Annotated in this window: 8 protein-coding genes; 4 read left to right on the forward strand and 4 right to left on the reverse strand. The window is 59.2% G+C overall.

What is annotated here, in order from left to right; genetic code table 11:
• Both ACRRQW_RS00005 and ACRRQW_RS00010 read right to left on the reverse strand, forming a co-directional pair.
• A partial coding sequence (locus ACRRQW_RS00005) for a GDP-mannose 4,6-dehydratase (RefSeq protein WP_438482330.1) occupies positions 1-129 on the reverse strand: 129 nt, incomplete at its 3' end.
• A gap of 154 nt (positions 130-283) precedes the next feature.
• Positions 284-3,376 (reverse strand): carboxypeptidase-like regulatory domain-containing protein, encoded by a 3,093-nt coding sequence (locus ACRRQW_RS00010; RefSeq protein ID WP_438479002.1) that lies wholly within the window; start codon positions 3,374-3,376, stop codon positions 284-286.
• Positions 3,377-3,722: 346 nt separating this feature from the next.
• Between ACRRQW_RS00010 and ACRRQW_RS00015 the strand changes: the two genes are divergently transcribed.
• The 4 genes from ACRRQW_RS00015 to ACRRQW_RS00030 are packed head-to-tail and all read left to right on the forward strand — an operon-like array spanning position 3,723 to position 9,675.
• Positions 3,723-5,849 (forward strand): glycoside hydrolase family 2 TIM barrel-domain containing protein, encoded by a 2,127-nt coding sequence (locus tag ACRRQW_RS00015; RefSeq protein WP_438479003.1) that lies wholly within the window; start codon positions 3,723-3,725, stop codon positions 5,847-5,849.
• Positions 5,846-7,216, forward strand: a complete 1,371-nt coding sequence (locus ACRRQW_RS00020) for a GH1 family beta-glucosidase (RefSeq protein WP_438479005.1) — start codon at positions 5,846-5,848, stop codon at positions 7,214-7,216. Before ACRRQW_RS00015 ends, ACRRQW_RS00020 begins: the two co-directional genes overlap by 4 nt.
• A 6-nt stretch (positions 7,217-7,222) precedes the next feature.
• On the forward strand, positions 7,223-8,251 hold the full coding sequence (locus ACRRQW_RS00025; RefSeq protein ID WP_438479006.1) for a DUF1501 domain-containing protein: 1,029 nt from the start codon (positions 7,223-7,225) through the stop codon (positions 8,249-8,251).
• 5 nt (positions 8,252-8,256) lie between these two features.
• Complete coding sequence (locus ACRRQW_RS00030) at positions 8,257-9,675, forward strand: glycoside hydrolase family 30 protein (RefSeq protein ID WP_438479008.1); 1,419 nt, start codon at positions 8,257-8,259, stop codon at positions 9,673-9,675.
• A gap of 90 nt (positions 9,676-9,765) precedes the next feature.
• On the opposite strand, the gene ACRRQW_RS00035 is transcribed toward ACRRQW_RS00030, so the two are convergent.
• Both ACRRQW_RS00035 and ACRRQW_RS00040 read right to left on the reverse strand, forming a co-directional pair.
• The gene (locus ACRRQW_RS00035; RefSeq protein WP_438479009.1) at positions 9,766-10,395 is read right to left on the reverse strand and encodes a response regulator; all 630 of its coding nucleotides are present in this window, start codon (positions 10,393-10,395) and stop codon (positions 9,766-9,768) included.
• Positions 10,392-12,593: a histidine kinase gene (locus ACRRQW_RS00040; RefSeq protein ID WP_438482331.1), complete on the reverse strand. Its 2,202-nt coding sequence runs from the start codon at positions 12,591-12,593 to the stop codon at positions 10,392-10,394. The genes ACRRQW_RS00035 and ACRRQW_RS00040 overlap by 4 nt, the downstream gene beginning before the upstream one ends.
• Between the last annotated feature and the right edge of the window lie 189 nt (positions 12,594-12,782).

Genomic DNA, 12,782 nt, shown 5'->3' on the forward strand with positions numbered 1-12,782 from the left:
GATGCGGCTCGTATTAAAAGTAGAGGCGCGCCGGATAACCCCGTGCACTTCATACCCTTTCTCGAGCAACAACTCGGCGAGATAGGATCCATCCTGTCCGGTGATACCGGTGATCAAAGCTTTCTTCATAAAGTAGCCGACGAGATAGAAGGATGCCGCGTCATCATGCAAGTCCGGTCACAAAAACGTAGAAAACCGCCACGAAGGCGGTTTTCTGAGAGAGCGTCGGTGCGCGCATGCCTGCATGACATGCGCGCACCTGCTTTTAGTTAACCCCCGTTGACTAAAAATTCCCGCGGAGACCGAACGACCAGATCGTTCCGTAATTCTCGTAACGATAGAGCAAATCCGGGTTGCCGGCGCTCTTCTCCATGATGCGGTGGGATTCTTCCAAGATATTACGACCGGCGAAATACAGGCTCAGGTTCTTGGTGATTTTCACCGCACCGCTCAGGTCGTATTTGATGTTCTCGAGCTGGTAGCGGTTGAGGTTGTTGAGGAACGGCCCGGAGTCGTCCTGCCAGATGCCGCTGAAGCTCAGGTTAAAGCGGCCGTAGCGCCAACCCAGCGTGCCCTTGATTGAATGCGGAATCACGCCCGACACGAAGATCGTCGGATCAGAGGTTTCGACGTAGGTGCGCGTGTAGGAGAGATTGACGGAAGTTCCTTGGAGGACACGCGGCAGGAACGAGAGGTATTGCGTGTAGGAATACTCCATGGAGTTCCAGGTCACGGGCGAATTCGCGTTGCTGAGCGAAAGGAATTCGTAGCCGGCGAGATTCGGATCGTCGTTGCCGAATTCTTCTTCGCTGATGCGCTGATTGCCGAGCGTCTGGTTCTTGGTTTTGGTCCGGCTCGCGACGATCTGGGCGTTGTTGATGCCCGCCTTGCCGAAGTAATAAGCAAGCGATGCCGCGATCTTCTGCGAACGCTCCGGGAGGAGATTCGGGTTCGGCGTCGTCACGAGCAACGCGTCCTCGTTGATATTACGGACACCGGTGATGTCGCGCAGATTGGGGCGCTTGATGGTTTTGCCCCAGCCGAGATCGGCGAGCAGGTTTGGCCAGATGGAATACTTGGCCGTGGCGCTCGGGAAGTAGTCGTGATATTCGCCGTGACGAGTCACGCGGGGCTTCGAATATTTGTAGTCGATGGCGGAAACACTGTTCGGCACGCCCGTGAGCGCCGGGGCCACGGGAACCGTCATCGGGTAGCCGGCGGCAGCGACGTCCTGATTGGAATACGGGTCGAGTTCGTTGGCCGCGAGCTCGGTGAGCTCGTAGCGCAGGCCGCCCTGCAGGCGAAGATTTTTGATGCGAGAGTTAGCCATCAGGTAACCCGCGGAAATGCTTTCGACCGCATCATAAGTCGGCACGTTCGTGTAGCGACCGCTTTCGTAACCAGCGAGCGTCATGCCGGAGCTGCCCGCGACCGTGGAACTCGTGGGAAGACTGCGGACGAAATACTCAGGATTGCTCAGGAAAAGCGCGCCGAGTTGATCGCGGTTCGCGAACGGCGGAGCGCCGCCGCCGCTCAGCGACGTGAACTTAACGCCCGGCTGATTGTTGCCCTGATAGAGCGAAAATGGCGTCGGGTAGTTGGCGAACGACCCCGTGGTGCCGCCGCCGGGCCCGACAAACTGCCAGACATCATAGGAACGCGTGTCGGTAGCCGTCTGGTAATTGCGGATCCGCTTGAGGCCGGCTTGCAGGAAGGTCGGCAGCCTGGTCGGGAGAACAAATTTGGCATTCAGTTCGCCCGTCTTCAGATCGATCGTGTTCTGACGGTTGTCATCGGAGATGCGGGGATTGGTCTGCAGCGAAAGGTTGGTCCAGTCGGGGCCGCCCGTCTGGGTAATTTTCCAATCGGCATCCTCGGAACTCGAACGCGTGGCGGTGAAGCCGATGCCGGTAAGGTTATTGACGACGTTGCTGTTGAGCGTGCCGTGCGAGAGATTGTCGTAATCGTTGCGCGAGTGCGAAGACGAATAGGCACCATCGATCGTGAGATTGCGACGGCGGTATTCGAAGCTCGGCGTGAGCGTCAGGGTGTTGGTGAACTTCTGCCCGTTGCCGCCGCCGAAGATGATGGCGTTGGTCGCCGCCGTGGCGCCGCCCGTGCCGTAGCTCAGGACGCCGTCGCCGGTGACAAATTGACGGCCCGTGGTGGTAACGACGTTGTTGGTCGCGGCCTGCATGGTGACCTGGCGGTTGTAGAATTCCGCGTGGTATTTCGCGAACAGCGCGGTCAACGAGACGGAGAGATTCGAGGTGACGCGAAAGTCGAACGTGCCGGTATAGGTGGCGCGTTGCGTCCACTTCGGACCGTCCTTGAGCAACACGGAGGTCAACACTTGCGGACGAGTGTCGAGACCCGCGACTTGCGTGCGGTTGTAAGTGTGATCCACGCGGTATTGTTCAACGTAGACGTTGGACTCCTGCACGCTGAGGACGACGCCAAGACGGTTGTTCAGGAAAACGTCGGAGTAGTTAAGGCTGTAATTCGGCCGGAACTTGCGGCTGACGCTATCGTCCGGGCCGGGCGTTTTATTGAGCGTGAACTCTTCGCTGTTCAGCACGGTGCCAAAATTGAAACCGATGCGGCGACCTTTTTGATCGAAGGCTTTCCGGCTGCGAAGATTGATGTTACCGGCGGGCGCGTCGGCGTTCATCGAGGCCGGCGTGACGCGGTTGATCTCGATGGATTCGATGCTGTTGATCGAAATCGTATCGAAGCCGAACGAACGGTTCGCGGTGCCGGCAGCGGAATTTTCGTAGCCGGTGTATTGCGAGAATGCGTCGGCACTCGCCACGCCTTTGCCGTCGAGCGTCACGCTTGCGTATTCAGAACTCATGCCGCCGATACGCGGACCGCGCGTGTCAGCTTCGGAGTATTCCATTTCGACGCCGGGCAGGTATTTCAAAAACTCGCCGACGTTACCCTCGGTGACGTTGCCGAACGCGTCGGATGAAACCGAGCGGCTCATGTTCATCGAATTGCGCTGATTCTGCAGCGCCTTGGCGCCGCCGTCCAATGACGCCGTCACCCGGAAAGTTTCCAGCGAAACGACGCTGGGGTCGCTGTTCGTCGCAGTGGCGCCGCTCAACTCGAATTCATGTGCGATGGCTTCGCCTGCGTTGACGGTCAGCTTGACGGAAGCCGGCGCCAACCCGGCGTAGTTAACCGTAACGGTGACCTCACCAGCCGGCACGCGTGCGAGGTTAAAATAGCCACCGCCTTCCGAGACCGCGGAGATGTTAGTGCCTTCGACCCGGACTTCCGCGTCGCGCACAAACTCTTTGTTAACGGTGTTGAAAACATGGCCGGTAATCGTGCCGGTCGGCTGAGCGAACGCGCTCAGGGTCAAAGCGAGCATGAGGCTCACGAAGAGAACAAGGGAGGGTATTTTACGGTGTGTAGGGTGCATGGCAAAAAGCCGCGGAAACCGCGCGCTCATGCCGAGACGTGACGCGAAATGTGTCACTCAGGGGTAATCTCGACACCCCCATACGATATCGGAACGTCCGTGCGTTCGCATCCCTCCTTTGAGGGGTTTCATAAAAATTAGTCGGAATAAAAAATAAAGCCTTCGCCCCCTCCAATGAGGGATGCCTGGCCGTTTACTGTTCGCTAGAGTGATGGCGCCCGTTAGCGCGAACGCGGCAGCTTTTCGGAGCACGCATCCTCCCGCGCATTTTGCACCCCACTCTCTCACGCTTTCCATGGGCTTTTTGTCGCGCAGCTTTCGCTTCACCCTCACGTTAGTTTCCCTTTCAACGATCTGGTTCGGTGGCGGCTGCCAGCCGAGCCCGCAGGTGACGAAAAACAATTCACGCGCGATCGTCTCGCTCAACGAGCATTGGCAATTCCGCTACGGCGCCGAACCCACTCCTCAGCAACTCAGCGGCGCGACCGTGGTCGACTGGCCCAAGCTCAGCGTGCCGCACACGTGGAACGCCGCCGATGGCGCCAACGGGAAAAACGATTACGCGCGCGGCACCGGCTGGTATTTCAGAAAATTTAAAACTGAAGCCACTTGGAACGGACGCCGCGTCTTTATCCAATTTGATGGCGTCAATCGCATCGCGACCATCTATCTCAACGGAAAACTTATCGGCGAGCATGTGGGCGGCTACGCACGTTTCCGTTTCGATCTCACCGACGCACTTCGCACCGCCGGCGAAAACACTCTCGCCGTAAAAGTCTCCAACGCGCCTGACGGCACCGCACCGATCTCCGCTGACTACACTTTTTTCGGCGGCATCTATCGCGACGTAAAATTATTCTCCGTCGACCCGCTGCACATCGACGTCACCGACCACGCGTCTGACGGAATTTACGTAACCCCAACAAACGTCTCCACCGCACGCGCCAGTTTCAGCGTTGCGACGCTTTTAAAAAACACCTCCGCCGTTTCGAAATCTGTTCTGGTTCGCACCGTGATCAAAGATGCGGACGGAAAAGTCGTCGGCACCATCGCAACTCCACGCGAACTCGCACCGGGAAGTTCATTACGTCACGAAGAAAAATTCTCTCTCGATAATCCGCGTCTTTGGAACGCGCGCCAAGATCCCCATCAATACACCGTCGAGGTCTCGCTCCTCGCGAACGACGTCGTGCGTGATTCGTTCAAGCAATCCTTCGGGCTTCGATTTTTCCACGTCGACGCGGAGAAAGGTTTTTTCCTCAATGGCCAATATCTCGATCTCCACGGCGTGAACCGCCACCAGGATCGCGCCGGCAAAGGCTGGGCGATTTCACCTGAGGACGAGCGCGAGGATTTCGCCATGATTCAGGAAATGGGTGCGACCGCCATTCGCGTCGCCCACTACCCGCAATCGCAACTCTGGTTCGACCTCGCCGACCAACACGGCCTCGCGCTCTGGGCGGAAATTCCCGTCGTCAACGAAGTGCCCGTCAACGACAGTTATTTGCCGAACGCGCGCCAGCAACTGCGCGAACTCATACGGCAAAACTACAACCGTCCGTCGATTTTCTTTTGGGGCGTCGGCAACGAAACCCGCCAAACCGGCGAAGGCCCGGGCGGACAAAAGCCAAATCCCCCCGAGCCAAATCGCGTCGTGGCCGATCTCGCCACACTCGCGAAAGCAGAAGACCCCACCCGCCTCTCCACCTACGCCTCGCATCATCGTCCGGAGGACATCCGCCACTTTCACGCGGACACGTTAGCGTTTAACAAATACATCGGCTGGTATGGCGGCAAAGCGGAGGACTTTGGCAAATGGATCGATGACGTGCACGCGAAGTTTCCCGCGCTACGCCTCGGCATGAGCGAATACGGTGCAGGCGCGAGCATCCTGCATCACGAAATTCCTCCGCAAAAACCCGCACCCGCGGGCGAGTGGCATCCCGAAGAATATCAGTCACATTTCCACGAAGTCTATTGGCAGACGATGCGCGCGCGACCCTATCTATGGGGAAAATTCATCTGGAACATGTTCGATTTCGCCGCCGACGATCGCACCGAAGGCGATGCTCACGGGATGAATGACAAAGGCCTCGTTACCTACGACCGCAAGACGCGCAAGGACGCGTTCTATTTCTACAAAGCAAACTGGAGTTCCGAGCCTACGCTGCATCTCGCCAGCAAGCGCTTCACGAACCGCCAGCCCGGCCCGACCACGATCACGGTCTACGCAAGCAGTTCCCAAGTCGAATTACTGCTGAATGGCGTCTCCCAAGGCAGCGTATCGAGCGATACTCACGCGTTCCGCTGGAACGTCACCCTCGTCTCCGGAAAAAACCATTTCATCGCCCGCACACTTTCTTCGACGAACCCACTCACTGACGAAGTCACTTTCATTTGCCCACCTCCCGCCAACCCATGAGCAGTTCCGCCATCGTTTCTCCCGCCACTCATCACGCTTTTCCCAAAGATTTTCACTGGGGCGTCGCTGCCGCCGCGCCACAAATCGAAGGCGCCGCTTACGAAGACGGCAAAGGCCTGTCCGTCTGGGACGTTTTCGCCAAGCGAGCCGGCGCGGTGCACAACAACGACACCCTCGACGTCGCGTGCGATCATTACCACCGCTTCAAGGAAGACTTCGATTTGATGGCCTCGCTGGGCGTGAAACATTACCGCCTCTCCCTCGCGTGGCCGCGCATTTTGCCCAACGGCACGGGATCCGTGAACAAACGCGGACTCGATTTTTATCACCGCCTGATCGACGCGATGCTCGAACGCGGCATCACGCCGTGGGTCACGATGTTTCACTGGGATTTGCCGCAAGCGCTCGAAGAAAAAGGCGGCTGGCCCACGCGCCAGGTCACCGATGCCTTCGCCGATTACGCAGACGAAATCGTCAAAGCCTACAGCGACCGCGTGAAGAATTGGATCACGATGAACGAAATCGCCGTGTTCCTCGACAACGGCTACGGCATCGGTCGCCACGCGCCCGGTCGCAAAGAAGGGCCACAAGTGGTCAACCAAGCTTTTCACCACGCGCTGATTTGCCACGGCCACGGAGTCCGCGCGGTGCGCGAGCATGGAGGTGCCAGCGCCCGCGTCGGCGTGACCGATAATTCAAAGGCGATGATTCCGCTCACGGAAACGCCCGAAGATATCGCGGCCGCACGCATCGCCTTCGCCCGCCGCAATTGTCGCATCCTCGATCCAATTTATCGCGGCAAATACACGCAGGACTACCTCGACCTCACCAAAGGCTGGCTGCCGCAGATGTCACCGAGCGACCTCGCTTTGATTTCGCAGCCCACGGATTTCCTCGGTCTCAATATTTACTCCGGCGACGTCGTGCGCCAGGGCGCGGACGGCAAACCGCAGAACATCGCCTATCCCGCGCATTTTCCCACCGCCGACAGTCCATGGCTGCGCCTCAACGCGCGTTGCATGTATTGGGGCCCGCGCCACGCGGCGGAAGTTTACGGTGTGAAAGATATTCTCATCACCGAAAACGGCGCCGGCTATAACGACGCGCCGCCGGTCAACGGCGAGGTTTTCGATCTGCACCGCCTCGAATACATCCGCGCGTGCCTGCGCGAACTCCACCGCGGCATCAAAGACGGCACCCCCGTCAGCGCGTATTTCGCGTGGTGCTTTATGGATAATTTCGAGTGGGCGGACGGCTACGAGCGCCGGTTTGGTTTGGTCTATAACGATTTCAAAACCCAGCAACGCACACCCAAAGCCAGCGCCCGCTGGTTCAGCCGCGTGATGCGCGAAAACGCTTTGGTCTAACTCCCGATGAACTCTTCGCGTTTCCCCATTCCCTCGCGCCGCCAGTTTCTCCGCACGCTCGGTAGCGGCCTCGCCGCGTGCGCGCTCACCCGCGTCGCCCCTGCCTTCGCCTCCGGAAAAATTTCGGCCCGCTCGCCGCGCACGCTCATCTTGATTCAACTCGACGGTGGCAACGACGGCTTCAACACCGTCGCGCCCTTTTCAAACGACGCCTATTTCCGTGCACGACCGACTCTCGCGCTCGCCCGAAACGAAGTCATTCCTCTCAGCGAAATCTCCGGGCTCAACCGCGCCGCTGCGCCGTTGTTGCCGATCTTCAATGCCGGCGAGATGGCCGTGATTCAAAACGTTGGCTACCCGCTAATGAGCGACAGTCACTTTCGTTCCTCCGAAATCTGGCACACTGCTTCGACCGACGACTATGCGCCCACTTGCGGTTGGGGCGCACGTTGCGCCGCGCAGAATTACTACGCAGCTCCTTTGGCTCCGCGCATTTTTTCCTCGGAGCTTTCAACCCACGCCCCACAGCAACTCTCCACTTGGAATCAGCGCTTCGACGCACAACTCGCCGAAATCGGCACGCGCGCCGGCCTCAGCGATTCCAACGAGATATTTTTCGCGGCCTTGTCCGGCTTCGATACGCACTTCGATCAAGCGACGCGCCATCGCGAACGCTTGGTCACTCTCACGACCAGCCTCGCGGCATTGCAGCAAACGCTCACCGAACGTGGCGTGGCCGACCGCGTGCTCACGGTCGTGTTCAGCGAATTTAACCGCAGCCTCGCCGAAAACGCCCAAGGCGGCACCGATCACGGCCACGGCGGCCCCGTTTGCTTGGTCGGGCCCGCCGTCGTTGGCGGCATCCACAATGAAGGACACGATCTCTGCGATTCATCCGCAAGCGACGACGCGTTCATCGATTTCCGCCGCGTGATCGCGACCGTTTCGGATCAATGGCTCGGGCTCGCGCGTGCTTCGATCGTCGATCCCTCCTTCGCCCCTTCACCCGTTCTCCAATCCAAATTCATCGCCTGATCCCCATGCGCGTTTCGCTTACTCTCTGTGTCGGCTTCGCCACTCTCGGCACCTTCACGTTCGCCGCTCACGCCCATCGCACCGTCGACGTTTACATCACCGCGCAGGCCTCCGGCCAAAAGCTGGCGCAGGCGCCTGCCCTCACCTTGAACGACACCTCAGCACTCACCGAGAAGATCCAATACGTCTTTCTGGATCCGTCGAAAAAGTTTCAGACGTTGCTCGGCATCGGCGGCGCCATCACCGACGCTTCCGCTGAAACCTACGCCAAGCTCCCCGAAGAAAAACGCCGCCAGCTGATCAAAGCTTACTACGATCCCGTCGAAGGCATCGGCTATTCCCTCGCCCGCACGCACATCAACAGCTGCGATTTTTCCAGCGCGAGCTACACCTACACCGCCGACGGCGACACCGAATTGAAAACGTTCTCGGTGAAACCAGATGAGCAATTTCGCATTCCGCTCATCAAGGAAGCCATCGCCGCCGCCAAAAACCCGCTCACGCTTTACGTCAGCCCGTGGAGTCCGCCGGCATGGATGAAAGACAACAACCACATGCTACGCGGCGGGAAATTAAAACCCGAGCTTCGCGACACATGGGCGCGCTATTACGTCGCGTTCATCCAAGCCTACGAAAAAGCCGGCATCCCGATCTGGGGCCTCACCGTGCAAAACGAACCGATGGCCATACAGCGTTGGGAATCGTGTTTCTACACCGCTGAGGAAGAACGCGATTTCGTCCGCGACCATCTCGGGCCCACGCTAGAAAAGAACGGTCTCGCCGATAAAAAAATCATCATCTGGGATCACAACCGCACGCTGCTCTACGAACGCGCCCGCGTCGCGCTCGATGACCCACAGGCCGCGAAATACATCTGGGGCGTCGGCTTCCATTGGTATGTCAACGACTCCTACGACAACGTCCGCCTCGTCAAAGAAGCCTACCCGAACACTCACCTCCTGCTCACTGAAGCCTGTCTTTACCCCTACGATCGCACCAAGCTCGACGAATGGCATTGGGGTGAAAATTACGGCACCGCCATCCTCAAGGATTTCAACAATGGCGCGGAAGGCTGGACGGATTGGAACATCCTGCTCGACGAAGTCGGCGGCCCGAATCACGTCGCTAACTACTGCTACGCCCCTGTCCACGCCGACACCAAGACGGGGGAACTGATGTTCATGAATTCGTTTCACTACATCGGCCACTTCTCGAAATTCATCCGCCCGGGAGCGCGCCGCATCATCAGTTCCGCAACCATCGATACGCTGCAAACCACGGCTTTCGAAAACCCAGACGGCAGCCTGGCCGTCGTCGTGCTGAACACCAACGACAAAGACCAAGCCTTCAGCCTGCGCCTCGGCGAAACCGCCGCCGCCACAAACAGCCCCGCGCACTCGATCATCACGCTGGTCGTGAGGTAACTAAGGTAGGGCCTGACCTCCGGGCAGGCCGGCGTATTTCATAAGCACCACACGGCCCGCTCGGAGATCGGGCCCTATCCCAATTCAACTTTAAAGGTGGATAAGTCCGCGTTGTAGCGCTGCCGTCACTGCTTGCGTGCGGTCGGCGACGCGCAGCTTCGCGAGGATGCTCTTCAGGTGATCCTTCGCGGTGTATTCGCTGATTTTCAATTTCTCCGCGATTTCCTTGTTCGCGAGACCGAGCGCCAATTCACCCAACACTTCCACTTCCCGTGTCGTGAGCTGCTCGTAGTAATTTCGCGACTTCAGCCGCGTCGCGACATCACTCGGAATCCATTTCTTTCCCGCCGCCACGGCCCGAATCGCCGGAATCAGATCCTCGCCCGTGGCGCTTTTCAAAACATAGCCGCGCGCGCCGGCTTCGAGCGCCGCATGGATGTCTTCATCCCCGTCGAACGCCGACAAAATCAACACGTGCGCGCCGGCGGAAATCTGCCGGATGCGCCGGGTGGCCTCGTGCCCATTTTTTCCCGGCATGCGCAAATCCATCAGCACGACGTCCGGACGTAGCGACTCGAACAAGGCGATGGCCCGGTCGCCGTCGTCCGCTTCACCGACCACTTTCAGGTCGGGCTCCGTGTTGATGAGCGAAACCAAGCCGATGCGGACGATGAAATGATCGTCTGCCACGATGATCCGCAAAGGAGCCGGAGTGCTCATAAAACGGTCACCGGCGATCCTTTCGCGGCAGTCTGTTCTTCGATTTCGCGCAGCGGAAAAACGGCGCGCACCGTCGTGCCCTCGCCCACGGCGCCACTGATATCGAGCCGACCGCCGAGGCGTTTCGCGCGCTCGCTCATGCCGAGCAATCCAAACTGCCGGTCGCCGCGCGCGGCCATGCGCTCCGGACTCAGCCCGCTGCCGTTGTCGCGCACTTCAAGCGACACGTTCTCCGCGCCGAATTGGAGGCGGATCGTGACTTGGGTGGCTCCGGAGTGTTTCACGACGTTCGTCATGGCCTCCTGGCCGATGCGCAAAAGATTTTCTTCGATAATCTCGGGAAGATTTTTGCGCGGTCCGGTCGTTTCGATGTCCAACTGAATCTGGCTACCGGCGATGATGTGCCGGCTGCCGATCGCCAGCGCTTCGGCGAGATTGAACTGCTCAAGTTCACGCGAACGGAGATTCCAAATCGAATGCCGCAGCTCCAGCTGGCTTTGCTTCAAGAATTCCCGCGCCAGCTCCAACGGTCGCGCCACTTCTTCGGGGTTGCGTTGGAAAAGTTTCGCGGCGGTGTCCAGTTGCAGCGCGATGCCCGTGAGTGCTTGTTCCAACGTGTCGTGCAACTCGCGCGCCAGCCGCGTGCGCTCGGTCAGCACCGCGCGGAATTCGAGTTCGGCCGTCTTGCGCACGGTCATTTCCACTTTCAACTGATCGGTGCGTTCCTTCACGCGTTGCTCAAGCGAATCGTGCGCCTCCTGCAGTTCGCGTTGCGCCTTCTCGCGCTCGGCGACGAGGAAACTCAGCATGGCATTCTTTTTCGAAACGGTGAGCGACCAGCCGGCCACGCCGGCCAGCAACACGCAGACCGCGGAAAACCCGATGAGCATGCGTTCCGCGGTGAACCAACTCGGCTTGCTCAACACTTTCATGCTGCCCGCGTCCGGCAACAGCAGGTTGACCGTTTTCATCTTACCGTCGTCGCCCGTCTCGTAGGTCGCGACGCCGCGCAACTCCACCGTGCTACCCAACGGCACGGTGGTCAGAAGCGATACCTCCTGCAGTTCTTCACACTCCGCCGTAAAAGTGAGTTCCGCCGCCTGGATCGTGCACAGCACGCGCACGCCGGCGAACGGGCCACTCTCCCGCTGCACCGGTCGCACCGTGCGCTCCAGCAAGCGACCGGTCATCACCACAAATTCAGACGGATGCAGACCATTCCGCAGTTCCTCGATTGGCACCTTGATCGGTTGCTTGGGATCCATGCCATCGAGCACCTGGCGGAACACCGCGTCTTTGAGCACGGGTTGATAATTGATCAGTTCCAGAAATCCCACCGCTTCCACCACGCGCCCAATCGGCAAACGCAACGGTTGCCGGCTCTCGATGTGCAAACCGCCGCTTTCATCCTGCAGAAACAAATCGAGCCCGACTCGCTGAAACGTGAGTGATCCCTGAATGTGCACGCGCTCCGCCCAATTGGCATTCGCGCGATACCGCGCCACGTCACCCAACGGCACAATGGGTTGTTCGAACGGAGAATTTTGATCCGCCTGCTCGATGATAAAATCCTCCGTTTTCGGCACGAAGATATTCACCGCCGTCAGTTGGCGCAGCGAAGAGTTGAAGGAAGTCGTCGCCGTGCCGCGCACGCGCACTTTCGCCGCGATCAACGATTCCGGATTCAATTCCGGCGGCAGTTTCGGAAACACGCGCACGCGGTGCCCGCCGATGGAGACGTCCACCTGCAGTTTCCGAGTCGAAGAAAGTCCGGTTGCTCGCACCAAGCCGGTGATCTCGACGCGCTGGCTGTCCTCCACGCCACCCATCAAACGCTCGATCGTAATCGGCTTTGGTTTAGGCAGTGGCGCAGTGCCGACCTTTTTGAAACTCGACTGAATCAACGTCGGCGCAAAGGCCCCGCGACTGGAGACGCCCTGCACTTCGATGCGGTCGCCCACGGCGGGTTGCTTGCCGCGGTGGTTCACAAAGATGCCGCCCGTTTCATCCTGCACGACAAAACGCCCGCCCCAATCCGGTTCGGCGACAGTCACGATGCCGGTAAATTTCACCGGGAAATGTTTCGCCGCTTCCTTCTCCGGCAACGCCAGCACTTCGGCCGCGCTCGTAATCGTCCGCAGGCCGGCTTCCGCCACTTGTGCGTGCAACCCGGGCAGCCACAAGGCGACACACGCCATCACGGCGCCGAGGAGCGATCGTTTTGTGGGGTAACGTCTGATCGTGCGCTTAGGCCTAATAATAATCAGCACGATTCCAAGCAAAGTCCTTCCCCTCGAAATAGGGATGTGCCCAACCGCACAACGAGACGACGCCTCAAGCGAGTGGTCGTCGGTCGCTGCGCCGGCGACAAGCGGCGCGCGGGATAT

Source organism: Oleiharenicola lentus (assembly GCF_051660365.1).
Lineage (GTDB): Bacteria > Verrucomicrobiota > Verrucomicrobiia > Opitutales > Opitutaceae > Lacunisphaera > Lacunisphaera lenta_A.

What these genes read in the sequence shown, in the direction of transcription:
- ACRRQW_RS00010 (WP_438479002.1), bottom strand. Translation starts at nt 3,376, where the DNA reads ATGCTCGCTTTGACCCTGAGCGCGTTCGCTCAGCCGACCGGCACGATT.
- ACRRQW_RS00015 (WP_438479003.1), top strand. Translation starts at nt 3,723, where the DNA reads ATGGGCTTTTTGTCGCGCAGCTTTCGCTTCACCCTCACGTTAGTTTCC.
- ACRRQW_RS00020 (WP_438479005.1), top strand. Translation starts at nt 5,846, where the DNA reads ATGAGCAGTTCCGCCATCGTTTCTCCCGCCACTCATCACGCTTTTCCC.
- ACRRQW_RS00025 (WP_438479006.1), top strand. Translation starts at nt 7,223, where the DNA reads ATGAACTCTTCGCGTTTCCCCATTCCCTCGCGCCGCCAGTTTCTCCGC.
- ACRRQW_RS00030 (WP_438479008.1), top strand. Translation starts at nt 8,257, where the DNA reads ATGCGCGTTTCGCTTACTCTCTGTGTCGGCTTCGCCACTCTCGGCACC.
- ACRRQW_RS00035 (WP_438479009.1), bottom strand. Translation starts at nt 10,395, where the DNA reads ATGAGCACTCCGGCTCCTTTGCGGATCATCGTGGCAGACGATCATTTC.
- ACRRQW_RS00040 (WP_438482331.1), bottom strand. Translation starts at nt 12,593, where the DNA reads ATGGCGTGTGTCGCCTTGTGGCTGCCCGGGTTGCACGCACAAGTGGCG.